This is a genomic window from Micromonospora sp. WMMD712 (genome assembly GCF_029581295.1).
GTDB lineage: Bacteria > Actinomycetota > Actinomycetes > Mycobacteriales > Micromonosporaceae > Micromonospora > Micromonospora carbonacea.
This window is the reverse complement of record NZ_CP120743.1, coordinates 5,029,964-5,054,302: the sequence shown is the minus strand read 5'-3', so window position 1 is coordinate 5,054,302 and position 24,339 is coordinate 5,029,964. Positions and strand designations below refer to the sequence as shown.

General features: G+C 73.7%; 22 protein-coding genes. 7 read left to right on the top strand and 15 right to left on the bottom strand.

Going from position 1 to position 24,339, the window contains the following annotated elements:
* Positions 1-21: 21 nt before the first annotated feature.
* The 3 genes from O7633_RS22030 to O7633_RS22020 form a co-directional block, all read right to left on the bottom strand.
* Positions 22-270: a ferredoxin gene (locus O7633_RS22030; RefSeq protein ID WP_278131312.1), complete on the bottom strand. Its 249-nt coding sequence runs from the start codon at positions 268-270 to the stop codon at positions 22-24.
* Positions 271-283: 13 nt separating this feature from the next.
* Positions 284-1,486 (bottom strand): cytochrome P450, encoded by a 1,203-nt coding sequence (locus tag O7633_RS22025; protein WP_282323763.1) that lies wholly within the window; start codon positions 1,484-1,486, stop codon positions 284-286.
* A gap of 207 nt (positions 1,487-1,693) precedes the next feature.
* Entirely contained in the window at positions 1,694-1,879 is a 186-nt protein-coding gene (locus O7633_RS22020) for an antitoxin (protein ID WP_282323762.1), read from the bottom strand.
* Positions 1,880-2,113: 234 nt separating this feature from the next.
* On the opposite strand from O7633_RS22020, the gene O7633_RS22015 reads away from it, so the two are divergent.
* Entirely contained in the window at positions 2,114-3,340 is a 1,227-nt protein-coding gene (locus O7633_RS22015; RefSeq protein WP_282323761.1) for an AI-2E family transporter, read from the top strand.
* A gap of 68 nt (positions 3,341-3,408) precedes the next feature.
* Here O7633_RS22015 and O7633_RS22010 read toward each other — a convergent pair whose 3' ends face one another.
* The gene (locus O7633_RS22010; protein ID WP_282323760.1) at positions 3,409-4,092 is read right to left on the bottom strand and encodes a dienelactone hydrolase family protein; all 684 of its coding nucleotides are present in this window, start codon (positions 4,090-4,092) and stop codon (positions 3,409-3,411) included.
* 128 nt (positions 4,093-4,220) lie between these two features.
* On the opposite strand from O7633_RS22010, the gene O7633_RS22005 reads away from it, so the two are divergent.
* The 3 genes from O7633_RS22005 to O7633_RS21995 all read left to right on the top strand — a co-directional run bounded on the left by O7633_RS22005 (position 4,221) and on the right by O7633_RS21995 (position 5,241).
* Positions 4,221-4,613: a MerR family transcriptional regulator gene (locus O7633_RS22005; protein ID WP_282323759.1), complete on the top strand. Its 393-nt coding sequence runs from the start codon at positions 4,221-4,223 to the stop codon at positions 4,611-4,613.
* Positions 4,583-4,939 carry a thioredoxin domain-containing protein gene (locus O7633_RS22000; protein ID WP_282323758.1) on the top strand — a complete coding sequence of 119 codons (357 nt, stop codon included), beginning with the start codon at positions 4,583-4,585 and terminating at the stop codon, positions 4,937-4,939. Before O7633_RS22005 ends, O7633_RS22000 begins: the two co-directional genes overlap by 31 nt.
* Before the next feature lie 119 nt (positions 4,940-5,058).
* Positions 5,059-5,241 (top strand): hypothetical protein, encoded by a 183-nt coding sequence (locus O7633_RS21995; RefSeq protein WP_074475223.1) that lies wholly within the window; start codon positions 5,059-5,061, stop codon positions 5,239-5,241.
* A 63-nt stretch (positions 5,242-5,304) separates the two neighbouring features.
* On the opposite strand, the gene O7633_RS21990 is transcribed toward O7633_RS21995, so the two are convergent.
* From O7633_RS21990 to O7633_RS21945, 10 genes are all read right to left on the bottom strand, one after another.
* Positions 5,305-7,677: a glycoside hydrolase family 65 protein gene (locus O7633_RS21990; protein ID WP_282323757.1), complete on the bottom strand. Its 2,373-nt coding sequence runs from the start codon at positions 7,675-7,677 to the stop codon at positions 5,305-5,307.
* Positions 7,674-8,426 (bottom strand): beta-phosphoglucomutase family hydrolase, encoded by a 753-nt coding sequence (locus O7633_RS21985; protein ID WP_282323756.1) that lies wholly within the window; start codon positions 8,424-8,426, stop codon positions 7,674-7,676. Before O7633_RS21985 ends, O7633_RS21990 begins: the two co-directional genes overlap by 4 nt.
* Positions 8,427-8,577: 151 nt before the next feature.
* Positions 8,578-9,045, bottom strand: a complete 468-nt coding sequence (locus O7633_RS21980) for a DUF4442 domain-containing protein (RefSeq protein WP_282323755.1) — start codon at positions 9,043-9,045, stop codon at positions 8,578-8,580.
* 273 nt (positions 9,046-9,318) lie between these two features.
* On the bottom strand, positions 9,319-10,500 hold the full coding sequence (locus O7633_RS21975) for a hypothetical protein (RefSeq protein WP_282323754.1): 1,182 nt from the start codon (positions 10,498-10,500) through the stop codon (positions 9,319-9,321).
* A gap of 107 nt (positions 10,501-10,607) precedes the next feature.
* Positions 10,608-11,921, bottom strand: coding sequence for an ABC transporter ATP-binding protein (locus O7633_RS21970; protein ID WP_282323753.1), 1,314 nt, complete (start codon positions 11,919-11,921; stop codon positions 10,608-10,610).
* 121 nt (positions 11,922-12,042) lie between these two features.
* Positions 12,043-14,232, bottom strand: coding sequence for a bifunctional glycosyltransferase family 2 protein/CDP-glycerol:glycerophosphate glycerophosphotransferase (locus tag O7633_RS21965; RefSeq protein WP_278131293.1), 2,190 nt, complete (start codon positions 14,230-14,232; stop codon positions 12,043-12,045).
* 16 nt (positions 14,233-14,248) lie between these two features.
* On the bottom strand, positions 14,249-16,180 hold the full coding sequence (locus tag O7633_RS21960; RefSeq protein ID WP_282328619.1) for a DUF5941 domain-containing protein: 1,932 nt from the start codon (positions 16,178-16,180) through the stop codon (positions 14,249-14,251).
* A gap of 134 nt (positions 16,181-16,314) precedes the next feature.
* Entirely contained in the window at positions 16,315-17,112 is a 798-nt protein-coding gene (locus O7633_RS21955; protein WP_282323752.1) for an ABC transporter ATP-binding protein, read from the bottom strand.
* Positions 17,112-17,918, bottom strand: a complete 807-nt coding sequence (locus O7633_RS21950; RefSeq protein WP_282328618.1) for an ABC transporter permease — start codon at positions 17,916-17,918, stop codon at positions 17,112-17,114. Before O7633_RS21950 ends, O7633_RS21955 begins: the two co-directional genes overlap by 1 nt.
* 67 nt (positions 17,919-17,985) lie before the next feature.
* Positions 17,986-19,356, bottom strand: a complete 1,371-nt coding sequence (locus O7633_RS21945; protein WP_282323751.1) for an L-serine ammonia-lyase — start codon at positions 19,354-19,356, stop codon at positions 17,986-17,988.
* A gap of 215 nt (positions 19,357-19,571) precedes the next feature.
* Here O7633_RS21945 and O7633_RS21940 point away from each other — a divergent pair, with 215 nt between their 5' ends.
* A complete protein-coding gene (locus O7633_RS21940) occupies positions 19,572-19,778 on the top strand; it encodes a PspC domain-containing protein (RefSeq protein ID WP_074475233.1) in 207 nt (68 codons plus the stop codon).
* 67 nt (positions 19,779-19,845) lie between these two features.
* On the opposite strand, the gene O7633_RS21935 is transcribed toward O7633_RS21940, so the two are convergent.
* Positions 19,846-20,532, bottom strand: a complete 687-nt coding sequence (locus tag O7633_RS21935) for a DUF4230 domain-containing protein (protein ID WP_278131287.1) — start codon at positions 20,530-20,532, stop codon at positions 19,846-19,848.
* 390 nt (positions 20,533-20,922) lie between these two features.
* On the opposite strand from O7633_RS21935, the gene O7633_RS21930 reads away from it, so the two are divergent.
* Both O7633_RS21930 and O7633_RS21925 read left to right on the top strand, forming a co-directional pair.
* Positions 20,923-22,134 (top strand): hypothetical protein, encoded by a 1,212-nt coding sequence (locus O7633_RS21930; RefSeq protein ID WP_282323750.1) that lies wholly within the window; start codon positions 20,923-20,925, stop codon positions 22,132-22,134.
* A gap of 13 nt (positions 22,135-22,147) precedes the next feature.
* The gene (locus O7633_RS21925; RefSeq protein WP_282323749.1) at positions 22,148-24,334 is read left to right on the top strand and encodes a tetratricopeptide repeat protein; all 2,187 of its coding nucleotides are present in this window, start codon (positions 22,148-22,150) and stop codon (positions 24,332-24,334) included.
* The last annotated feature ends 5 nt before the right edge of the window (positions 24,335-24,339 follow it).

The window sequence follows — 24,339 nt, the reverse complement described above, 5'->3', positions numbered from 1 at the left end:
GGACGGTGGGCGCGTCGCCGGTCAGGGCTCCGGGGCGATCTGCCGGCGGCTGTCCGCCTCGGAGACGAGGATCGCCTCCATCGGGCAGGAGTCGGCCGCGTCGAGCACCGCCTGCGCCGGGGCCACCCGCTCGGCCAGCGGGCGGGACAACCCGTCGACCAGTTCGAAGTGCTTGGGTGCCGTGCCGGCGCAGATGCCCGAGCCGATGCACCGGGTCGGGTCGACGTGCAGCTGCCAGCCCGGGCCGGGCTGTCCTTCCTCCGTGCTCACCTGTTCCTCCCCCTCACCAGGCCACCGGCATCGCGGTGAGGCCGCGTACCAGCAGGCCGCTCTTCCAGGTCAGCTCCGGCTCGGGCACCGCCAGGCGCAACTGCGGGGTGCGGTCGAGCAGGGTGTCCAGCACCACCTGGAGCTCCATCCGGGCGAGCTGGGCGCCGACGCAGTGGTGCACCCCGTGCCCGAAGCCCAGGTGCGGGTTGACCTCCCGGCCCAGGTCGAGCCGGTCGGCGTCGGCGAAGACCGTCTCGTCCCGGTTGGCCGACGGGATCGACACGACCACCGGCTCGCCCGCGCGCACGAGCACGCCGCCGATCTCGACGTCCTCCTTCGCGTAGCGGGCGAAGGCGGCGGTCGCGCCGAGCGGGACGAAGCGCATCAGCTCCTCGACCGCGCGGGGGACCAGCGTCCGGTCCGCCCGCAGCCGGGCCCACTCGTCGGGGTGGTGCAGCAGGACGTACACGAAGTTGGGGATCTGGGTGACGGTGGTCTCGTGGCCGGCGGCGAGCAGCCCCGCGGCGAGCTGGACCACCTCCCCCTCGCTGAGCCGGTCGTCGGCGTCGCGGGCCCGGACCATCGCGCCGATCAGGTCGTCGGTCGGCTCGTCGCGTCGCAGCGCGATCAGCTCGCCCATGTACGCGAACAGGTTGTCGATGTACTGCTGGATCCGCTCCTGGCTCAGCGAGGTGGTCGAGACGATCGCCTCCGACCAGGTGTGGAACTTGTCCTGGTCGGTGACCGGCACGCCGAGCAGGTCGCAGATGACCCGGATCGGCAGCGGGGTGGCCAGGTGCTCCACCAGGTCGGCCGGCGGGCCGGCGGCGAGCAGGTTGTCGACCAGCTCGTCGGCGATCTGCCGGGTGCGGGGCCGCAGCTCCTCGACCCGGCGCGCGGTGAACGCGCGGGCCACGAGCCGGCGCAGGCGGGTGTGGTCGGGCGGGTCCATGGACAGGATGCCGCCCTGGATCTGCCGGGCGGTGTTGCGCGGCTCGTCGCGCCCCACGGCGGCGGCCCGGCTGAACCGGGCGTCACCGAGCACCGTGCGCACGTCGGCGTGCCGGGTGGCCAGCCACGCGGGCTCGCCGTACGGCAGGCGGACGCGGATCAGCGGCTCGTCCCGGCGCAACCGGGCGTAGCGCGGATCGAGGTCGAGCCGGTCGGGATCGCCGAACGGGTAGCGCTGGATCGTCGCCTCGGATGTGTCGGTCACCGGATGACCCCTCTCGTCCGCGGCCCCGCCGTCGGGCCGCCCGGTCCGCCGGGGGCGACCCACCTGGAGTCATGCCCCGAATACGGATCGTAGCGAGAGAGCTCGATGGTCGGCCAGTGAGCGGGACCGGTTTTCCGGTCCCGGACCGCCCTGGCACGACGGTCCCGGGCCGCCGCAGGGCGACGGCCCGGGACCGGGCTGGCCGGGTCAGCGCGGCGAGGTGTCGCCCCCGCCGGTGCGCCGCTGGGCCATGTCGACGCCCTTGTCGATCTGCTTGTCGTACTTGCCGCCGCTGCGCCGGTCGGCCATGTCGCCGGCCTTCTCGATGCCCTGGTCGACCTGCTTGTCGTGCTTGTCGGCGAGGTCCTTGGCCTTGTCCATGAAGTCACCCACGCGCGTCCCCTCCTCCGCTGGTTCCCTCCGCCGCCTGCCCGGCGGAGGCGCCTGGTGGCGGCGTTCCCTGCCCCATCCCCCACAAACCGCCGCCGGGCCGGTCGCCCGCCGGGCGGCCTTGGACAGTTCGCGTTCCGTCCGGACGACAACTGTCCAAGATTGGTACGGGGAGCACGGGGTGTCGGGGGAGCGGTGTCCGGGTAACGGGGAGCTCGCCGAGAGTGGGAGGCTGACGTGGTCGACGACGGTGGCGGGGACACGACGGACGGTGGGCGACGCGCCCGGCCCGCGACGGACGGCGGGGACGTCCGGGCGGCGACGGCGGGTGGGCGCGTCCAGCCGGCGACGGACGAGGGGCGGGGCGGCCCGCCCGTGACCGGCGCGGGGCAGGGGGCGGGGCCGCGCCAGGCGTGGGCCGGACTGCCGTGGCTGGTCCGCTCGGCCGTGCTGTGGAGCGCCTGCCTGGTGGTGGTCGTCGCCGGGCTCTACCTGGTCGGGAAGATCGCCGTGCTGCTGGCCCCGCTGGCGATCGCGCTGGCCGCGACGCTCTTCCTCACCGCCCTGCTCGACCCGGTGCTGCTCCTGCTGCGCCGGCTCCGGCTGCCGGCGGCGCTGGCCGCCGGACTCACCGTGCTGTTCCTGCTCGGCATCCTGGTCGGCGTCGGGGTGGTGGTGTGGAACCTGACCGCCAGCCAGTTCAGCGAGCTGAGCCAGGAACTCGACCAGGGGCTCCAGCGGACGCGGGACTTCGTCACCTCCACCCTCCCCGTGACCGACGACCAGCTCGACAAGCTGATCCGGCAGACCCGGGACGGGCTGGGCGGCGCTCCCGACCCGGTCGGCGGAGCGCGGACGGCCGCCGAGGTCGCCGGTTCCGTCCTGCTCTCCCTGGTGCTGCTCTTCTTCCTGCTCAAGGACGGCCGGTCCATGTGGCACTGGGTGCTGCGCCGCACGACCGGCCCCAACCGGGACGTCGCCGCCGAGGCCGGCCGGGTGGGCTGGCGGACGCTCGGCGCGTACAGCCGGGGGACGATGATCATCGCGGCGATCGACGCGCTCGGGATCGGCTTGGCCCTGGTGCTGCTCCGGGTGCCGCTCGCCCTGCCGCTGGCCCTGATCACCTTCCTCGGCGGGTTCGTCCCCATCATCGGGGCCACCGTGGCCGGGGCGGTGGCGGTGCTGGTGGCGCTCGCCGCCAAGGGGCCGACCGTCGCCCTGCTCACCCTGGCCGCCGTGGTCGCCGTACAGCAGGTCGAGGGCAACCTGCTGGAGCCGCTGGTGATGAAGCGGCAGGTCCAGCTGCACCCGGCGGTGGTCCTGGTGGCGGTGACCGCCGGCACGCTGATCGCCGGCATCGCCGGGGCGTTCGTCTCGGTGCCGATCACGGCGGTCGCGTACCGGGTGATCGACACCGTGCAGCGGCACCGGCAGGCCGCCGCCCGGCCGCCCGCGCCGGCCTGACCCGCCGTCGGCCGCCCGCCCGGCCCGGCGTCAGGCGGGCGGGCCGGGGTCAGGCGGGCGGGCCGGGGTCAGGCGGGCGGGCGCAGGTGGGTGGCGAACCAGTCGGCCGCCGCGTCGGCGACCTGCTTCAGCGCGCCCGGCTCCTCGAACAGGTGGGTCGCGCCGGGCACCACCCGCAGCTCGCCCGTCTCCCCCAACTCCGCCACCGCCTGTTCGTTCAGCGTGATCACCTGCTCGTCCAGGCCGCCCACCAGCAGCAACGTCGGGACGGTCACCCGCGACAGGGCGACGCCGGCCAGGTCCGGCCGGCCGCCCCGGGAGACCACGGCCCGCACCCGCTCGGGGCGGGCCGCCGCGGCGACCAGCGCGGCGGCGGCGCCGGTGCTCGCGCCGAACAGGCCCACCGGCAGCCGGGCCAGGGCCGGCTCGACGCCCGTCCAGTCCACGATCGCGGCCAGCCGGTCGGCGAGCAGCCCGATGTCGAACCGGAGCTCGGCTGTACGGGCGTCGACCCGGTCCTCCTCCGGCGTGAGCAGGTCCACCAGCACCGTGCCGAGCGCCCGCTCGTTCAGCACCCCCGCCACGGCCGTGTTCCGGGGGCTGTGCCGGGAACTGCCGCTGCCGTGCGCGAAGACCACGACCCCCGTGGCCCCGGCCGGGACCAGCACATCGGCCGACAGCCCTGCGTCACCCGCCGGGATGGTGACCTCGCCGCCCCGGGTCGTCGTGCCCACCTGTCCACGTGCCGCCATCGCACACCCTCCCCACGGACTCCGCCTCGTCCGGTGCCGCTTACCCGCCCCGGCGGCCGGGATTCGCCGTTGCCTTGACATCGGCGGCAAGGTCTAGCGTGACGGTCGGTGGCGGCGAAGGAGGTCGGATGCTGATCGGTGAGCTGGCGGAACGCGCCGGCACGAGCACCCGGACCCTGCGGTACTACGAGGCGCAGGGGCTGGTCCGGCCCCGACGCTCCGCCAACGGCTACCGCGTCTACGACGAGGCGGAGCTGCGGGTCGTACACGAGATCCGGGCCCTGCTCGCGGTGGGCTTCGGCCTGGACGACATCCGGCCGTTCGTGGCCTGCCTCCGGGCCGGGCACGCCTCCGGGGACGTCTGCCCCGACTCGGTGGCCGTGCTGCGCCGCAAGCTGGCCGAGGTGGACGCCTACCTCGACCGGCTCGGCGCGGTACGGCGACAACTGCACGACCAACTCGCCCAGGCCATCGCGTACCGGGAGGAAACATGCCTCAGGAAACGGGAACATCCCCGCTGACCGCCGTCACCGACGCCTCGTTCGCCGCGACGGTGCTCGCCGCCGACCGGCCGGTGGTCGTCGACTTCTGGGCCGAATGGTGCCCGCCGTGCGTCGCGGTCTCCCGGAGCCTCGCCGAGCTGGCCGAGGAGTTCGGCGACCGGCTGCGCATCGTCACGCTGAACACCGACGAGAACCCGGCGACGACCCGGGCGTACCGGGTGATGTCGATGCCGACCCTGCTGGTGTTCCGCGGTGGGGATGTGGTCGGCTCGACCGTCGGGGCCCGCCCCAAGAGCAACCTGCGGCTGAGCTTCGCCCGGCACCTGGAGCCCTGGCGGCCCTGACCCGCCCGCCGCGCGCCGCTACCCCCATGCCGCCGCTGTTTGCCGCCGGGCCGGGCGGGAAGGCCCGGGGTGACCGCAGCACCGGCGCAGCCGCGCCCCGACGGATCGCGAGGATCGTCATGGCCCGACGACAGGACAGGTCCAGGCAGCAGACCGCCGAGCGGGACGAGCAGCGGGAACGGGACGCCGAGCGCAGCCGGGACTGGGCGGACGAGGCGGCGCAGGCCCGCACCGCCGACGACCCGCGCGCCGTCGCCCCGCACGACGCGGCCGGTCGGCCCTCCAACGGGCCGCAGTTCTGACCCCTCCCCGGTCGGTCGGGGGCCCACCCCGGCCGACCGGGAGAGCCCGCCGGGGCGGCGGGCTCAGCCGAGGTGCTCCGGCAGGTGCAGCAGCGGGGCCCGGCCGGGCGGCTGCTCCGGCTCGGTGTCCGGCGGCGTGAGCGGCGGCACCGGCACGGTGACCGGCTCCGCGTACGTCACCCGCACCTTCTCGCCGTGGTGCCGCAGCTCCAGCACGTCGTCGGGGCCGCCGTGGCGCAGCGCGTACGTCGTCTGGTGCGCCCGGACGTCGACCCGCAGCCGCAGCCCCCGCCACTGCAACGAGAACTCCAGCCGGTCGAGCCGGCTCGGCAGCCGGGGGGCGAACGTCAGCAGGCCGTCGTGGTCGCGCAGCCCGCCGAACCCGGCGACCAGGGCGATCCACGCCCCGGCGAGGGACGCCATGTGCACCCCGTCGCGGGTGTTCTCGTTGAGGTCGTGCAGGTCCATCAGCGCGGCCTCGCGCAGGTACCGGTGGGCCAGCTCCAGATAGCCGACCTCGGCGGCGATCACCGCCTGCGTGCAGGCCGACAGCGACGAGTCCCGCACGGTGCGCCGCTCGCAGTAGAGGAAGTTGCGCCGCTTCTGCTCCTCGGTGAACGCGTCGCCCCGCCAGTGCATCGCGAGCACCAGGTCGGCCTGCTTGATGACCTGCTTGCGATACAGGTCGAAGTACGGGTAGTGCAGCAGCAGCGGGTACTTCTCGGTCGGCGTGTGCTCGAAGTCCCACTCCTGGAGCCGGGTGAACCCCTCCACCTGCTCGTGCACGTCGACGCCCTCGTCGTACGGGACGCACATCGCGTTCGCCGCGTCCCGCCAGGCCGCCGCCTCCTCCTCGGTGACCCCCAGGTCGATCGCCTGGTCCCGGAAGCGCATCGCGCACTCGGCAGCGGTGAGCAGGTTCCGCTGCGCCATCAGGTTGGTGTAGACGTTGTCGTTCTTCACGGCCGTGTACTCGTCGGGGCCGGTCACGCCGTCGATGTGGAACCGGCCGTGCCGGTCGTGGTGGCCGAGGGAGCGCCACAGCCGGGCCGTCTCGATCAGCAGCTCCAGGCCGATCTCCCGCTCCAGCGCCTCGTCGCCGGTGACCAGCACGTACCGGCGCAGCGCGTCGGCCACGTCGGCGGCGATGTGGAACGCCGCCGTCCCCGCCGGCCAGTACGCCGACGACTCCGGCCCCTCGATCGTGCGCCACGGGAACGCCGCCCCGGTCAGGTTCAGCGTGCGGGCCCGCTCCTGCGCCTGGGCGAGGGTGGAGTACCGCCAGTACAGGGCGTCGCGCACCGCGCCGGGCTGGGTGTAGGTGAGCACCGGCAGCACGAACATCTCGGTGTCCCAGAACGCGTGCCCGTCGTACCCCGGGCCGGTGAGGCCCTTCGCGGAGATCGGCCGGCGCTCGGCCCGCGCCCCGGCCTGGAGCACGTGGAACAGCCCGAACCGCACCGCCTGCTGCACCTCCGGGTCGCCCTCGACCCGGACGTCGGCGGCGTCCCAGAACTCGTCGAGGTATTCCCGCTGCTCCCGGCGCAGCCCGTCCCAGCTGTCGAGGCGGGCCGCGGCGAGGGCCGCGCCGACCTGGTCGCGCAGCGCCGGCAGCGACCGGCGGCTCGACCAGCCGTACGCCAGGTACTTGACCACCCGCAGCTTCTCGCCGGGCTTCAGCACGCAGCCGACGGTGGTGCGCACCCAGTCCTCGTACCCCTCGGTGGTGACGGTGGTGTGCTCCGGCGCGTGCACGTCGTGGTCCATGGCGGCGGCCACCCGCAGCCCGCTGACCTTGGTGCGGTGGATGAGCAGCCCGCCGTCGTTGGTGGTCAGTTCCTCCTCGGCCTGCAACGGCGACTCCAGCACCGCCGCCACCCGGGGGTCGCGGCTCTGCGCCGGCAGGGACTCGTTGGCCACCAGCTCCGACTGGAGGATCAGCCGCAGCGGCCCGTCGACCGCCTCCACCTCGTAGTTGATGGCGGCGACGGAGCGCTGGGTGAACGACACCAGCCGGGTGCTGCGCACCTTGACCTCGCGCCCGGCCGGGGTACGCCAGTGCAGCTCCCGGTGCAGGGTGCCGGCGCGCAGGTCGAGGACCCGCTCGTGGGCGAGGAGTTCGCCGTACCGGACGTCGAGGGGCTCGTCGTCGACGAGCAGCCGGATCAGCTTGCCGTTGGTGACGTTGACGATGGTCTGGCCGGACTCGGGGAAGCCGAAGCCGGCCTCCGCGTACGGCAGGGGGCGCAGCTCGTAGAAGCTGTTCAGGTACGTCCCGGGCAGGCCGTGCGGCTCGCCCTCGTCGAGGTTGCCGCGCAGGCCGATGTGCCCGTTGGAGAGCGCGAAGACCGACTCGGACTGAGCCAGGACGTCCATGTCGAGCCGGGTCTCCCGGATGTGCCAGGGCTCCACCGGATAGGCGCGTTCCCGGATCATGCGTCGGGCCTCCTGTCCACCAGGTCCGCGAGGTCGGTCACCACGACGTCCGCCCCGTGCGCGCGCAACTCGTCGGCCTGGCCCACCCGGTCGACGCCCACGACGTACCCGAATCCGCCGGCCCGGCCGGCGGCGACCCCGGCGAGGGCGTCCTCGAAGACGGCGGCCTGCGCGGGGTCGACGCCGAGCAGCTTCGCGCCGGCCAGGAACGTGTCGGGGTGCGGCTTGCCGCGCAGCCCCTGCTCGCGGGCGACCACCCCGTCGACCCGGGCCTCCAGCAGCGGTTCCAGCCCGGCGGAGGCGACGACGTCGCGGCAGTTGGCGCTGGCCGAGACGACGGCGCGGCGCAGGCCGCCGGCGGCCGCCGCCCGCAGGTACGTCACGGAGCCCGGATAGACCTCGACCCCGTCGGTGTGAATGCGCTTGAGCAGGACGGCGTTCTTCCGGTTGCCGATGCCGTGGACGGTGTCCGCGTCGGGCGGGTCGTCGAGCGAGCCCTCCGGCAGCACGATGCCCCGGGAGGCGAGGAACGACCGCACGCCGTCGGCGCGGGGCTTGCCGTCGACGTACCGGTTGTAGTCGGGCCCCGGGTCGAACGGCCGGTACGGCTCGCCGGTGGCCGCCGCCCGGCGCTGGAGGAACGCGTCGAACGTCTCGGTCCACGCAGCGTTGTGCACCCGGGCGGTCTGCGTCAGCACACCGTCCAGGTCGAAGAGACACGCGGTCACGTGAGCAGGCAGGCCCAGCACCCTACGAATCTATCCACCCCCGGAACCCCCGAAACCCCTCTGAGAAGGAAGGGCCCCCTGTTAACGCCTACGGTATAGAAGGGTCCCCTTCTCACCGCGCGCGCCGCGCGGGGGCGCGAAGTGCGGCGGGCGCGGGGATCGGGGCGCGGGGTCAGCGGTGGGGGCGCAGCGTCCACACGACGGTCATCGCCGAGGTCGGGGTGCCGTCCTCGGTGCCGATCTCGACGTCGACGGGGAACTCGGGCCGCTGCCCGGCCTCCAGCTCCGCGAGCACCTCGGGCACCGGCCGACCGAGCCGCGCGGTCGCCAGCACCGGCCCCGTCGCCACCTTCCGGTACGCGATCTCGGCCCGCACCGCCAGCGGCACCACCCGGTCGAGGAGCTGCCCGAACGCGGCGAGCACCACCGCCCCGGAGGCGGTCTCGCCGAGGGCGAACAGCGCCCCGGCGTGCGGGCCGCCGACGTGGTTGTGGTTGGCCGGCGAGTCGGGCAGCCGGACCACGGCGCGCACGCCGCCCTCGGCCTCCGGGGCCACCTCGACGAATTCGACGCCGAGGGTACGGGCGAACGGCACCGCCTCCAGCATGCCGGCGGCGACCTGGCGCGAGTCGATGGTCATATCCGCACGCTACTCCGCAGTAACTTGTGGCTCAAGCATCCGGCGGGGCCAGCGGGGCGGGAACGCAGGACCGCGCCCGATCAGGGATCGAGTGGCCACGTCGCGCCCGAATGACAACTCTTTCCGCGATCGAGCACGATCATGCGGGGTCGAGCGACGCCATCACGCAGGACCGAGCGCCATCACGCGGGAACGAACGCGACCACGCGGGGTCGAGCGCGGTCAGGCGTGCCGAGCCGACCCGCGAGGGGCCCGGGAATCCCCGGGCCGGCGTCAGAAGAGGTTGCCGATGGTACGGATGATCTCGGCGTAGAAGTTGCCCTCGATGCTGCGGAACAGCGCGAACCCCTCCCCGGGGCTGCCGAAGAACGGGCGCAGCGTCCAGGCGAGCTGGGTGCCGACGAAGCCGAACAGCAGGATCCACACGTACAGCAGGGGCATGCTGGCCGGACGCTGCGCGTCGGGCACGGGGCGGCGGGCCGCCGGGTCCGGCCACTGCCGGTACTGCGGTGCCGGGTAGCCGGGCGGGAGCAGGCCCGGCCCGGCCGGCACCAGGTGTTGCCCGGCCACCACCTGCTGCGGCGGGACGCCGACCGCGACGGGTACGGGCGCGGCGGTGGGCTCCCCGGCCGCGGCTACGGCCGCGGGGGCGGCGGGGGTGGCCGGAGCCGCCGTTACCGCAGGAGCAGCAGGAGCGGTCGGGACCGCCGGAGCAGCCGGAACCGCCGGAGGGGTCGGGACCGCCGAGGTCGCGGCGCCCGCGCCGTTCGCGCCGACCGCCACCGGCTCGGCGGCGGGCTGGTCGACGGCCTGCGGCGTCACCTGAGCAGCCGGCACCGCCAAAGCCGGCGCGCCCGGAGCAGCCGGAACCGGAGCAGCCGGAACCAGGGCAGCGAGAGCCGGAGCAGCCGGGGCTACGGCCGGCGCGGCGACGGGGGGAGCCGCCGCCGGGGTGAGTAGGCCGTGGGCGTTGAGCACCTGCATCCCGCCGGTCAGGAAGCGCAGCCCGACCACCGCGCTCAGCGTCAGGATCGCAACGTTGAGCAGCTTGAAGAAGCCGTAGTCCGGGGCGGTGATCAGGAAGAACAGGCTGATCGGCGCGAACGCCACGGCGAGCATCGAGGTGACGGTGATCGCCACCATCACCAGCGCCAGCGACTGCCGCACCGACAGTCGGGCCCCGAACACGAGGTTGAACAGGTAGAGGGTGGGCAGGCAGATGGCGAGGGTGACCAGGAACAGCAGGGGCAGCTTGACCGCCGACGTCAGCGCCATCAGCACGCTGTGGAACGCGCCCAGCACCGCGCCGTAGCAGGCCAGGGCGACGCCGGAGCTGGCCAGCATGCGCAGGGTGAGGCCGTTGAGCTCACGGTCGGCCACGATCTGCTGCCAGACGCCCTGCCGGTCGCGCAGGATGCGCTCGATGACGAGCGGGCTCGGACGGTCACCCGACACGGGCTGACCCCTTTCTGACACCGTGCTCAGTGGACGAGGTCCGCTGACCGTAGGGCACCGCCCACCCCGCCCGCCACCCCGCGCCGCACCGGACCGAGACGGGTCGCTCAGCGCCAGCCCACGTCGATCCGGTCGCCGCGCTCGTCGAAGAAGTGCAGGGCGTCCATGCGTACGGAGATGGCCAGCGGGTGCCCGGGGCTGACCGCCGGGTACGGGGCGAGCCGTACCGCCAGTTCGGCGGGGCGGCGGTGGTGCCGGCCCGGGTCGTTGAGCACGCTGGTGCGGTTGCCGCCGTCCCGGTTCTGCTCGGCGGGGGCCGCCTCGGCGTCACCGGAGCGCCCGGTGAGCCGCTGGATGACCTGCCCGAACCGGCGCAGCCCGCGCTGGCCGCCGCTGGCCTCCTCGGCCCGGTTGCCCATCTCGTCGACCACGATCGCGGTGGCCCCGATGTCGAGGAAGGCCAGCGACTCGTGGCCGTGGTGCTCCAGGTAACGGATCCGGCCCTGGAGGACGTGCCCGGGGGTGTCGGGCGCGACCGGGGTGAGCGCCTCGGCCCGCATCCCGACCACGATCCGCTCGCCGTGGTAGTGCGCGACGGCCCGGCTGCGGATGTCGTCCCAGGGCAGGTAGAGCGACTGCTCGCCGAGGTTCAGCGCGACGTACCGGTCGAGGTGGACGTAGACCGACGCCTCCAGCAGGTTCATCCTCGGGCTGCCGAGGAACGCGGCGACGTAGAGGGTGGCCGGCCGCCCGTACACCTGGGTGGGGGTGCCGACGTCCTGGAGGACGCCCTTGCGCATGATCGCCACCCGGTCGGCCATGGTCAGCGCCTCGGCCTGGTCGTGGGTGACGTAGATGGTGGTGACGCCCAGCTCGCGGGTGAGGGCGGAGATCTCCGCGCGCAGCTCCGCCCGCAGGCCGCTGTCGAGGTTCGACAGGGGCTCGTCCATCAGGAACAGGCCGGGCCGGCGGACGATGGCCCGGCCCATCGCGACCCGCTGGCGCTGCCCGCCCGAGAGCTGGCTGGGCTTGCGGCCCAGCACGTCGCCGATGCCCAGCGCGCTGGCCACGTCGGCGACCCGCTCCCCGCGCGGCGACGGGTCGACCCCGGCCAGCCGCAGGGGGAAGCCGATGTTGTCGCCCACCGTCATGTGCGGGTAGAGGGCGAAGTCCTGGAAGACCATGGCGATCTTCCGGTCCCGGGGCGGCAGGTCGTTGGCCAGCTCGCCGTCGAGCAGCACCGCGCCGGCGCTCGGGTCCTCCAGCCCCGCGATCATCCGCAGCACCGTCGACTTCCCACAACCCGACGGGCCGAGCAGGACCATGAACTCCCCGTCGTTCACGTCCAGATTTATCTTGTCGACGGCCACCGTGCCGTCCTGAAATACCTTGGTCACATCCTTGAGCGCGACGGTTGTCACCGTCTCCTCCCCCAGCCCCTCGGTTGAACCCCGAATGAATGTGACCAGGATCATGGACGCCGCACATCGGGTAAACGTGCCATGTTCGGCTCGTGACAGACCTATTACATGAACCTGCGGTTCAGCCACCTTCCCCCAGGAACACCCGCCGGACGACCCGCTCGGCGGCGTGCCCGTCCTCCAGCGCGCAGAACCGCTCGCGGAACCGGCGGCGGGCCGCCGTGGCCGCCTCGGCGTCGACCGCGCCGGAGCGGAACAGGTCCAGCAGGCCGGGGAAGCTGGTGGTCACCGCGCCGGGCGGCTCGGCGAGCAGGTCGAGGTAGACGCCCCGGGCCAGCCGGTACGCCTCCCAGTCCGGGGCGTAGACCACGATCGGCCGGTCCAGCACGGCGTAGTCGAACATCGCCGACGAGTAGTCGGTGACCAGCACGTCGGCGGCCAGGTAGAGGTCCTCCACCCGGTCGTGCCCGCTGACGTCGCGCACCCGCGCGGGACCGGGCGACGGGCTGGCGGCCGCCGACCGTCGGTCCCGGTCGGCGAAGTAGTGGCTGCGCATCAGCAGCACGCCGGCCGGGCCGAGCGCGTCGCACAGCAGCTCCGGGTCGAACGGCGGCCGGTAGCCGGGCAGGTGCTCGCGGTGCGTCGGCGCGTACAGCACGACCCGGTCGCCGGCGGCGAGGCCGAGCCGGGCGCGCACCTCGCGCGCGTCGCTGTCGGTGGCGGTGACCAGCCGGTCGTTGCGCGGGTAGCCCACCTCCAGGGTGGTGTACGCGGCCGGGTACGCCCGCTCCCACATCTGGGTGGAGAAGCTGTTCGCCGAGACGCTGTAGTCCCAGCGGTCCACCCGGCGCAGCAGCTTCGCGAAGTCCATCCCGACCGCGCCGACCGGGTACCGCTGCTGGTCCAGCCCCATCACCTTCACCGGGGTGCCGTGGTGGGTCTGCACGTGCACCGACCCGGGACGCTTGCGCACGAAGTCGGGGAAGTTGACGTTGTTGACCAGCCACGTCGCCCGCGCCAGCACGCGGTGGTACTCGCGGGTGCCGGCGACCACGTACTCCACGCCGGGCGGCAGGGACGCGACCCGGTCCCGCCGGACGATCCACACGCCGCGCACGTGCGGGGCCAGCCGGCGGGCCGCCTCGTAGATCGCGGCCGGGTTGCAGGCGTACCCCCGGAACCAGTAGGCGGCGTAGACGGCGAGCTGCGGGTCGAGCGGCCGGCGCAGCTCGGCCAGGTAGTACTCGCGCAGCACCGCGTCCCGGCCCAGCCGGGCGGCCCGGCGGGCAACGGGCCTGCCCCGGCGGACCTGCCGCCCGGCGGCCTCCCGGGCCTGGTTGGCGGCCCGCAGCGCGCTGAACGTCCGCCATCGGCCGGCGGCGACCAGCCGGTGCTTGAGCCCCTCGACCCCCGGCGGGGACGGGTAGCCGCCGGGCGGCAGCCAGCGGGCGTGGTCGGCGGTGATCCGGTCGAAGAAGGCCGGCCGCAGCTCGGGGGCGATCCGCTCGCCGTTGCCGAGCACCGTCAGGTAGTGCCAGATCATCCGCTCGAAGACCGCCGGCCGCAGGCCGTCGACCGGCGGGGTCCGCCCGTCCATCCACCGGAACACCCGGTGCCACTGGACGAAGACCTCGAAGTGCCGGTCGCCCCGGGTGCGGGTGATCGCGCCGGCCCGCCGCTGCCGGTAGTTGAGGCAGACCCGGTCGAGCACCCCGATCCGCTCGGCGGCCAGCAGCAGCGGGTAGCTGAACGCGACGTCCTCGTACCAGCCGGGCTCGAAGCGCAGCCCGAGGTCGACCAGGAACTCCCGCCGCACCAGCTTGTTCCAGGCGGTGTGCAGCAGCCGCAGCGCCTCCGGCCGCTCGGCCAGCCGGAACGGCTCCTCGCCGGGCGGGGTGGGGAAGACGTCGGCCATCGCGCTGCGGGTGGCCCGCCCGTCCCAGCGCACCCGCACGTGGTCGACGAGCAGCACGTCGGGGCGGGCCCGGCGCAGCCGGGCGGCCACCTCGGCGAGGCAGTCCGGGGCGAGCCAGTCGTCGCCGTCGACGAACCAGACGTACTCGCCGCCGGCCCGGTCCAGCCCGACGTTGCGGGCCGGACCGAGGCCGACGTTGTCGTCGAGCCGGACGGCGTGCACCCGGTGGTCCCGGGCCGCGTACTCGGCGAGGATGTCGCCGCTGCCGTCCGGCGAGTGGTCGTCGACGCCGATGACCTCGACGTCGTCGAACGGTTGGCCGAGGATCGAGTCGAGGCACTCGCTCAGGTAGGCCTGCACCCGGTAGGCCGGTACGACGAAGCTGATCAGCGTCATCGGCCGGCCCCTCACGTCAGCCCGGCTGGCGGACCTCACCGCCCGCCGGGACCCCCACGCCCCGCCGGGCGCGGGCGGGCAGGACGACCCAGGCCAGGACCACGCTCCCGACGAAAACCACGAGCAGGTACGCACCGAGTGTAGCCATGGCAATCCCCGCGAAACCGGCGAAAGCCGCTACCGCGAGCACCGCCGAGCGCCCCTCCCAGCCCAGCGTGGCGCCGTGCAGCGGCGGGGCCGCCTGCCGCTTCTCCAGCCGGGCGGTCAGGTCGTAGTGGTGCAGGGTGAGCACGAAGACGTAGCCGAAGACCACCCAGGCGGGGGCCCCGCCGACCACGCCGGCTCCGATCGCGAACAGGTATTCGCCGGCCCGCAGCGCCGCCGGCACCAGCCAGTCCAGCGGCCCGTTGTGCGCCGCCCCCGCCCCGAGCGCGGCGACCAGCAGCACCAGCAGCGCCACCGGCGTCGCCCAGGCCAGCCCGCCCGCGTCGTCGCCGGCACGCACCCGCAGCCCGGCCGCGACCAGCAGCGCCGCCGGGCCGAGCGCCCCCAGCACGGCGAGGGTCAGCGGGCCCATCGGCCGCAGCGCCGGGAACCGGGCCGCGATCGGCCCGTCGTCGCGGTGCAGCGTCGCGTCGACCGTGTCCAGCACCGGCACCCACATCCAGCGGGCCCGCAGGGTGCGCAGCGCACCCGTGTACGCGAACGCCAGCACCCCCCAGGTCAGCACGGCGACGAGGCTGACCAGCGGCCCGAACAGCGCCACCGTCAGCGCGATCAGCGCCCACCGCTCCCCGATCGGGAACACCACCGTGCGCTTGAGCCAGTAGGACAGCGAGCCCGTGTCGGCCTGCACCCGGGTCGACGCGGCGTTCAGCCGGTCGCCGATCCCGCCGCCGCCTCCACCAACCGCCTTGGGTCGGCGGGCCGCCTCGTCGTGCAGCACCCCGTACCACGTGTCGGTCATGTGCCGGACGGTCTGCAACGTCATCGCGGCCACGGCCAGCGCCCAGCCGTAGCGGAACCCGGCGGCCGTCGCGCCGTAGCCGAGGCCGGCGTAGACCAGGTATTCCTTGGCCCGGTCGGCCATCGTGTCCAGCCAGCCGCCCCACGCGCTGAAGTGCCGGGTGTAGCGGGCGAGCTGCCCGTCGACGCAGTCCAGCACGAAGCCGAGGTAGAGCAGCACCGCGCCGGCCACCAGCGCCGGCCGGCCGCCGACGCCGAACAGCACCGCCGCGACGGCCGCGAACAGCACCGAGATCGCGGTGACCCCGGTCGGCGTCAGGCCGAGCTTCGCCGACGCCTTCGTCACGTACGGCGACCAGGTGCTGACGAAGAACGTGGTGAAGAAGTCGTCCTTCTCCTTCACCGACAGCCGCAGCTCGGCCCGGTCCTCGTCGACGGCGGCGACGGCGGCCTCGGCGGCGGCCAGTCCGGCCGGGTCGGCGACCCGGTGGGCGACGAGCAGGCGTACCCGGTGGGCGAACGTCAGCGTGCCCAGCGCGGTGAGGCCGGTGAACAGCCGGTCCACGGCGGACCCGGCCGCCTCGGGCCCGGCGGCCGGCGGCGTCGCGGCGACGGCGGCCGGGTCCGTGCCGGAGATCGGCGTGCCCGCGACGGCCGCGCGGGCGGCGGCGGCCAGCGCCGGCAGGTCGTCGCGGCCCACCCGCAGCGCGCCGCCGAACACCCCGGTCTGCCCGCCGTCGAGCCGCCCGTCCGGGCCGGCGTCGACGACCTGGCCGCGCTCCTCGCGCACCACGGCCTGCCCGGGGACCGGCGGGTCGGTCAGCACCAGGGCCACCGTCGGGCCCACCGGGCTGGTGGCCAGGTGCCGCAACACGGCGGTGTGCGCCACCAGGTCCGTCCCGCTGACGATCACCGGGCCGGTGGCGGCGTCGACAAGCGTCGCCAGCTCGGTCAGGTTCGCGGCCCGCCGCACGTGGGTCACCCCGGCCCGGTGCCACTGCTCGGCGAGCCGGTCGGCGAGGGTGGCCCCGAGCGTGTCCCCGCCTCCCGCCTGCGCGCCGGCGGCTGTCGGCTGGCCCGCGGCCGGCGTCCCGGCGGCGAGCACGATCGCGACGGTCACCGCGCGACCGCGGCGTGGTACGCGTCGAGCGCCTCGGCGATCGTCCCGTCGACGGTCAGCCGCCCGGCGTCGAGGTAGAGCCCCCGACGGCAGAACCGGGTCAGATCCTTTTCGTTGTGTGACACGAGCACGAGTGTGCGTCCCTCCCGAAGCAATCTCTCGATCGTCGCATAGCACTTCTCGCGGAACTCCGCGTCCCCGACCGCCGTCACCTCGTCCATCAGCAGGATCGGGTGCGGAAGGTGGGAGATGATCGCGAAGCCGAGGCGGACCTTCATCCCCGACGAGTAGTGCCGCACCGCCGTGTCGATGGCCCGTTCCACCTGCTCGCCGGCGAAGGAGACGATCTCATGAAAGTGTTTCCGCAGGTAACGCGCCGACAGGCCGTGCAGCCCGCCGACGAGGTAGAGGTTCTCCCGCCCGGTGAGGTCGTTGGAGAAGCCGGCCGACAGCTCCAGCAGCGGGGCCACGTCGCCGCGCACCCGGATGCTCCCCTCGTCGGGGATGAGCACCCCGGCGATCAGCCGCAGCAGGGTGCTCTTGCCGGTGCCGTTGCGGCCCACCACCCCGACCGTCTCGCCCGGCGCGACACGGAACGACACGTCCCGCAGCGGCCAGAACCGCCCGTCGTCGTCGACGGACCGGCTCTTGTCGGCACCGGATCCGGCGGTGGATCCGGCGGCGCCCCGGCCGCCGGGGCGGATGAAGAACTCGCGCAGCCGAAGCTGCCGCCGCCGGTTGCGGACGAACCGGATGCCCAGCCCGTCCGCCTCGATGATCGGGTCGGCCGCCATCACAGCTCCTTGAGCACGGCGGGTTCGAGCCGCCGGAACGCCCACCAGCCGGCCGCCAGCACCAGCACGCTCACCGCGACCGTGGTGGCGAGCAGCCGGGCGTCGGGGAACTGGTCCGGGTACCAGACGGCGTGGTGCAGCTGGAAGATGCCGACCAGCGGGTTCAGCTCGTACGCGGCCTTCACCCAGCCCGGCAGCGTCGACTCGCGCACCAGGCTCAGGGGATAGATGATCGGGGTGGCGTAGAACAGCACCCGGATCACCAGCCGCATGAACCGCTCGATGTCGCGCATCAGCACGTTCAGCGCCGACAGCAGCAGCGCCAGCCCGACCAGCAGCACCGCCTGCACGGCCACGGCCAGCGGCAGGGCGAGCACCGACCAGCCCGGGTGCACCTCGCCGCGCACCGCGTACGCGACGGCGATGGCGGCCAGGATCGGCAGGCCGGCGGCGTACTCGGCGAACCGGCCGGTGATCCGGCCGATGGGGAACACCTGGCGCGGCACGTTCATCGTGGTGATCAGCCGGGCCTGGCCGGTGAGCGCGTTGGTCGCCTCGCTCAGCGCCGAGCTGGTCCACATCCAGGCGAAGATGCCGGTGATCAGGAACAGCGGGTACGACCCGGCGGCCTGCCCCAGGTGCCGGCTCGTGTCGCCGGAATAGAGCACCCCGAAGACGAACCAGTAGATCGCGCCCATGCCCAGCGGCTCGATCAGCGACCAGAGGTAGCCCAGCACCGACTGCTGGTATTTCACCGCCAGGTCGCGGCGGACGAGGATGCGGAGCGAGCCGCGGTGCGCCCACAGGCGGGCCGCCGGCCCCTGCGGGCCGGCCGCCCGGACGCCAGACGTCACCGCCCGCCTCCTCGCCCGCTCAACACTCGATCACGTTGACGGCCAGGCCGCCCCGCGCCGTCTCCTTGTACTTGACCTTCATGTCGGCGCCCGTCTCGCGCATCGTCTTGATCACCTTGTCCAGCGAGACGTGGTGCACCCCGTCGCCGCGCAGCGCCAGCCGGGCCGCAGTGATCGCCTTGATGCTAGCCACCGCGTTCCGCTCGATGCAGGGGATCTGCACCAGGCCCCCGACCGGGTCACAGGTCAGCCCCAGGTTGTGCTCCATGCCGATCTCGGCCGCGTTCTCCACCTGCTCGGGGGTGCCGCCGAGCGCCTCGGCGAGCCCGGCGGCGGCCATCGAGCAGGCCGAGCCGACCTCGCCCTGGCAGCCCACCTCCGCGCCGGAGATCGACGCGTTCTCCTTGAACAGCACGCCGATCGCCCCGGCCGCCAGCAGGAACCGGACCACGCCCGCCTCGTCCGCCCCCGGCACGAACCGGGTGTAGTAGTGCAGCACCGCCGGGATGATCCCGGCCGCGCCGTTGGTCGGCGCGGTCACCACCCGTCCGCCGGCCGCGTTCTCCTCGTTGACCGCGAGCGCGAACAGGGTCACCCAGTCCATCACCCGCAGCGGGTCGCCGCTCCCGGCGTCCGCCTCCAGGCCGCGCCGCAGCTCGGCGGCCCGCCGTCGCACCTTCAACCCCCCGGGGAGCACGCCGTCGCGGGCGCACCCGTTCTCGACGCACTCCCGCATCACCCGCCAGATGTCCAGCAGCCCGGCCCGCACCTCGCCCTCGGTGCGGCGGGCCAGCTCGTTGGCGAGCATCACCTCGCTGATCGACAGCCCGTTGCCGGCGCTGGCCGCCAGCAGCTCCGCCCCGGTGCCGAACGGATGCGGCACGCGGGTGGTGTCGGGGACGATCCGGTCCGCGCCGGCCGCCGCCTCGTCGACCACGAACCCGCCGCCGACCGAGTAGTACGTGCGCTCGCGCAGGAGCGCCCCGCCCCCGTCGTACGCGGCGAAGGTCATCCCGTTCGGGTGGTACGGCAGCGACCGGCGGCGGTGCAGCACCAGGTCCCGGTCCGGGTCGAAGTCGACCTCCTGCGCGCCGAGCAGGGTCAGCCGCCGCGCGGCGCGGATCGCGGCCACCCGGGGGGCGACGGTGTCGGTGTCGACGGTCTCCGGGGCCTCGCCCTCCAGCCCGAGCAGCACGGCGGGGCCGCTGCCGTGGCCGTGGCCCGTGGCGCCCAGCGAGCCGAACAGCTCGGCGCGCACCCGGGCGACGTCGGCGAGCAGGCCGTCGGCCTTGAGCCCGGCCACGAAGGTGCGGGCCGCCCGCATCGGTCCCACCGTGTGCGAGCTGGACGGCCCGATGCCCACGCTGAAGAGGTCGAAAACGCTGATCATCTGCACTTCCTCGCCGTCGTACGCCCTTGTACGGACCCGACGGGCGAGCCTACCCGCAGCCCGCTTCCCTCCCCGGCGCGTCGGGGCGGGCCCGCCCGGGTAAGCACCTACGGGTCAGGGGTCCCGGGATCCCCCTCGCGACGGAGGGCGGGCGCGACGGCGGTTCCTACCGTTGAGTCAGAGGCGGCGGCACGCCGCAGAGTGGGAGGACGACGATGAGTCGCAAACTGGTCCGGCCCCGCGAGGGGCGCATGCTCGCCGGCGTCTGCGTCGGCCTGGCCCGCCGGTTCAACACCTCCGCCAACCTGGTCCGCCTGCTGTTCCTGCTGTCGCTGCTGCTGCCCGGCACCCAGGTGATCGTCTATCTGGTGCTGTGGGTGCTCATGCCGAACGAGGACCGCTACGCCACCGCCCGCTACTGACCCTGCCGCACAGAGACGCCCGCCCCGGCTCCCCCCGGGGCGGGCGTCTCGCCGTTCGCGTCGGCGGTCAGGGCGCGACGTAGGTGACGGTCACCTTCTCGTATCCCAGGGAACGCAGCAGTCCCTCCAGCATCTTGTTGGTGTTCTCCTGCGCGCGGTCGGTCAGGCCGCTGTCGCGGGCGGCTGCCGTGATCCGGTCCTCGGCCAGCTTGTAGACCTGCTGCTGGCGGTTCGGGTCGCCCTTGACCAGGTCGTTGATCCGGTTGAGCAGGCCGCGCTGCTCCGCCACGACGTAGCTCTTCTCCATGTCGAGGTTGGTCTGGCCGAGCTGCGGCGCGGGCAGCTTCACCTCGACGGACTTGCCGTCGGGCGACACGACCACCGCCCCCTCACCGATCTTGGTGAAGTCGACGTAGGCCTCCACGCTGCCCGCCCCGACGAAGAGGGTGCGCTGGTTGAGCAGGAACTCCGGCACGTTGTCGCGGTCGTTCTGGAGATCGACGACGACCTGGAAGTTGCCCTCGGCCGCGACGTAGCGGCTGAGGTCCTGGATCGACTTGAGCAACGGCGGCTGGCTGCGGTCGGTCTGCTCCTTGGCGAAGGGGTTGCGGAAGTCGGGGAACACGTTGGTGGCCTGCGCGCCGAGCAGCACGACCACGGCCACCGCCGCCGCGCCGAGCACCACGAGCAACCCCCGAGCTGGCCCGGAGGGGCCCTTGGGGGCGGGCCGGTCGACCTCACCGTCGTGGGACATCGCTCACCATCCTCGATCGAACATCGTCTGAGGATGACGTTACGGCCATCGTGCGACACCCGCCCGCCAACTCACCCCACCCGCCCCACCGCCACCGCCCCGGGTTGGGCCGGGCCGCCGTTGTTTGGAGGCGTGTTGGCAGGGCTTTGGCGGCACCCGACACCGTGGACCGAGCCAGCTTCGAGTCACCGGGAGGAGGTACACCGATGGAGAAGAAGGAGCTCAAGAAGATCAAGATCCGCAAGGCGGGTCCGGTCCGACTGACCACCGCCGCCTGCACCACGTACCCCAGCAAGCTCTGACGGGTACGACGTCGGGCGTGGGCGCGGACTGGGCGCCCACGCCCGACGTCACCATCTTCCATGGCCCGACCGAGGAAGGGATGGACCGGTGGAGACCGGAGTGGGGTACGACCAGGACAGCCGGGTGGTCCTCCACCCGTTGGTCTATCTCGCCGACGGCGACGAGGTGACCATCGGTCGGCGGGACATCGACTCGTACGGCGTCTTTCCCAGCGACGGCGCGGAGTTGGTCCGGCGGCTCGCGGCCGGTGACACGCCCAACGAGGTGGACCGGTGGTACCGGAGCGAGTACGGCGAGAGCGCCGACATCGAACATGTGCTCGCCGCCCTGGACGAGCTGGGTTTCATCGCCGGGGCCGAGGTCGCGCACGAGGAGCCCGGCCCGGTACGCGGGCAGCGGCTGGGCGCCGTGCTCTTCTCCCGGCCCGCCCTGCTCGGCTACGGCCTCCTGGTCGCCTGGGCCGTCCTGGCGATGGTCCGCTCGCCGGATCTGGCGCCCACCTACCGGCATCTCTTCTTCACCGAATACTTCACCGTGATCGAGCTGGCCCTGGCCGCCGGCGCGCTCCCCCTGATCGTCCTGCACGAGGTGTTCCACGTGCTGGCCGCCCGCCGGCTCGGCCTCCGGTCGCGGGTCAGCATCGGACGCCGGTTCTACTACGTCGTCCTGGAGACCAACCTCGACGGGCTGGTCACGGTGCCGCGCCGGCAGCGCTACCTGCCGATCCTGGCCGGAATGCTGCTCGACGGGCTGGCGTTCAGCACCCTCACCCTGGCCGCCGACCTGACCCGGTCCGCCGACGGCGCGTTCTCCCCCGTCGGCCGGGTCTGCCTGGCGCTGGCCTTCGCGACCCTGCTCCGGCTCGCCTGGCAGTTGTTCCTCTACCTGCGTACCGACCTGTACGTCCTGGTCACGACCCTGCTCGGCTGCGTCGACCTGCACACCACCGCCAAGCGGCTGCTGCGCAACCGGGTGCTCGCAGCCGTGGGACGCCGGGATCGGATGGCCGACGAGTCGCAGTGGCATCCCGTCGACCGCCGGGTCGCCCGCTGGTACTCGTGGTTGGTCGTCGCCGGCTACACCTTCTCGCTGGCGCTCTTCGTCGTCGCCGTGGCCCCGGCCATCTACCGGATGTTCGCCGGCGCGATCGGTCGGTTCTCCGGGGCCACCAGCGCTCAGCTCATCGACTCGACGCTGTTTCTCGGCCTGAACCTGTCACAGGTCCTGTTCACCGTCTGGCTGGCGGCACGGGAGCGGCGGCAGCGCAGGGCCCAGAAGTTCCAGCACGTCATCGCCTGAAAGGGGCGTCATCATGGGCAGCCATCACTGGATCGCCGCCGATCGCCGGGCCGACCACGACCGGCTCCGAGGGACGCTGGAGCTTCCCCCGCTGCTCGCCCGGATCGACGCCCACCGCCGGCTCCGGGGTCCCTTCACGGCGGCGGGTCAGCTGGTGCGCGCGATCGGCGTCGACGCGCTGGCCCGCTGTCCCGAGCTGGGTCCCCGGCACCACATCGAGATCCTGACCGCCGCACCCGAGTTCGACGGCGCGGTGCCGCACATCCGCGCCACCCTGGAGCACCGGCCGACCTCGGAGGCGCGGACCCGCTACCAGGCTCGCCTGCACACCCTGCGGATCGCGCACGGGCTGACCGAGTTCGTCCGCGACTACCTCGCGGCCCTCGACGGGGCGCCACGGGCCATCGTGTTCGCCAACATGCAGGAGGCCGATCCGACCGACCGCGAGTTCGTCGCCGTGCTGCTCCGGCGGCTCGACGCGGCGCGGCTGACCGTCGTGGTGGAGACGGGCACCGAGCCGATGCAGGAGCCACCGGGACCGGTCAGCGTCTCGCTGCCGGCCACCCTGCGGGAACGTACGATCCGCCACGCCGCCCCGGTGGGCGCGACCACGGCCCGCCAGGAGGAGAACTCGCCCCGCGAGGATGGGGAGCCGACCGGTGACGGGGACGCCGGAACCGACCCCCTGGCCGGTCTGGACGACGCGGCGATCCGCGAGCTGGCCCGGGCGCACGTGGCGACCGAGTGCCTCGACGACGATCCGGCCGGGCTGGCCGCGTACCGGAGCCTCTCCACCGCCGACCGGGCCGTCCTGCACGACGAGCGTCGGGCCGTCCTGGTCTCCCGGAACGAGCCCTCGCTGCTGCTCGGTGCGGTCCCGTTCCACGCCGAGCGGGGAACCGGCTCGCCGGCCGAGATCGCCGCGGTGCTACGGGAGGCGCAGGTGTACTGCAAGAACCGTGGCCTCTACCACGCCACGGTGGAGCTCGGCCTGCGCGGCCGGGCGGTCCTGGACCTGGCGGACGCCCCGGACCTCTGGTGGGACCTCACCGGCGACGTGACCACCTCGCTGGCGGCGACGAGCCGCGCGCAGGAGGCCGAGGCGCTGTACGACGAAGCCCGCACGATCTCCACCGATCCGGCCATCCACATGCACGCGGCGTACGGCACCTCGATGCTCTTCGCCCGGCACTACGACGACGAGCGGCGCGATCCCGAGCGGGCCCGCCGCTGGCTCAACCAGGCCATCGCCATCGCATCGCTGCTGCCCGACCCGAAAGAGCGCGCCTTCCAGTCCGCGTTCCAGCGCAACGGCCTCGCCCTGGTGGAGACCCGGCAGGGGCGGCCGGAGGCGGCGCTGCTGCTGCTGAACGAGGGCATGGCCCTGCTCGACCGGGAACTCGAACCCGAGGAGCAGTTGCTGCACCGGACCGGGCTGCGCTACAACCGGGCCCAGGTGTACGGCATGTTCGGCAGGCTGGAGGAGGCCCTCGCCGACTACGACTTCGTCATCGACGCCGATCCGAACTTCCCCGACCACTACTTCAACCGGGGCAACGTCCGCCGCCGGTTGGGCCGCAACGCGGAGGCGATCGAGGACTACCAACACACGCTGCTGCTCTCCCCGCCGTTCCCGGAGGCGTACTACAACCTGGCCGACGCCCGGCTCGAACTGGGCGACGTCGAGGGCGCTCTCGCCGACCTCGACCGGGTGCTCGAACTGGAACCGGAGCACGTCTCGGCGCGGGTGAACCGGGCGGGGATCCGGTGCGACCTGGACGACCTCGACGGCGCCTGGGCCGACGTCACCGCCGGGCTGGCCGTCGCCCCCGACAACGCCCACCTGCTCTGCCTGCGCGGCCGGGTGCTGGCCGAGCGGGGCGAGACCGAGGCGGCCGACCAGGCGTTGACCGCCGCGCTCGGGGTCGACGCCGGGCTGGCCGAGGCCTGGGCGCTGCGGGGCGGCGTCCGCTACGGCGCTGGCGACCTGACGGCGGCGGTCACGGATCTCGACCACGCGGTGGAGCTGCTCGACACGCCGGAAATCCGGTACAACCGGGCGCTCGTGAACCACGCGGCGGGCCGGTTCGCGGAGGCCGCGGGGGACTACCGGGCGGTGCTCGCGGTCGCCGACGACGCCGACGCGGCCGAACGGCTCGACGTCTGCCTCGCCGCCATGTCCGCGCCGGCCACGGTCTGAGGCGT

Coding starts and splice junctions, on each gene's coding strand:
- O7633_RS21935 (WP_278131287.1), bottom strand. CDS start 20,532: ATGTCCCACGACGGTGAGGTCGACCGGCCCGCCCCCAAGGGCCCCTCC.
- O7633_RS22005 (WP_282323759.1), top strand. CDS start 4,221: ATGCTGATCGGTGAGCTGGCGGAACGCGCCGGCACGAGCACCCGGACC.
- O7633_RS21940 (WP_074475233.1), top strand. CDS start 19,572: ATGAGTCGCAAACTGGTCCGGCCCCGCGAGGGGCGCATGCTCGCCGGC.
- O7633_RS21925 (WP_282323749.1), top strand. CDS start 22,148: ATGGGCAGCCATCACTGGATCGCCGCCGATCGCCGGGCCGACCACGAC.
- O7633_RS21980 (WP_282323755.1), bottom strand. CDS start 9,045: ATGACCATCGACTCGCGCCAGGTCGCCGCCGGCATGCTGGAGGCGGTG.
- O7633_RS21990 (WP_282323757.1), bottom strand. CDS start 7,677: ATGATCCGGGAACGCGCCTATCCGGTGGAGCCCTGGCACATCCGGGAG.
- O7633_RS21955 (WP_282323752.1), bottom strand. CDS start 17,112: ATGGCGGCCGACCCGATCATCGAGGCGGACGGGCTGGGCATCCGGTTC.
- O7633_RS21995 (WP_074475223.1), top strand. CDS start 5,059: ATGGCCCGACGACAGGACAGGTCCAGGCAGCAGACCGCCGAGCGGGAC.
- O7633_RS21965 (WP_278131293.1), bottom strand. CDS start 14,232: ATGACGCTGATCAGCTTCGTCGTACCGGCCTACCGGGTGCAGGCCTAC.
- O7633_RS22000 (WP_282323758.1), top strand. CDS start 4,583: ATGCCTCAGGAAACGGGAACATCCCCGCTGACCGCCGTCACCGACGCC.
- O7633_RS22010 (WP_282323760.1), bottom strand. CDS start 4,092: ATGGCGGCACGTGGACAGGTGGGCACGACGACCCGGGGCGGCGAGGTC.
- O7633_RS21945 (WP_282323751.1), bottom strand. CDS start 19,356: ATGATCAGCGTTTTCGACCTCTTCAGCGTGGGCATCGGGCCGTCCAGC.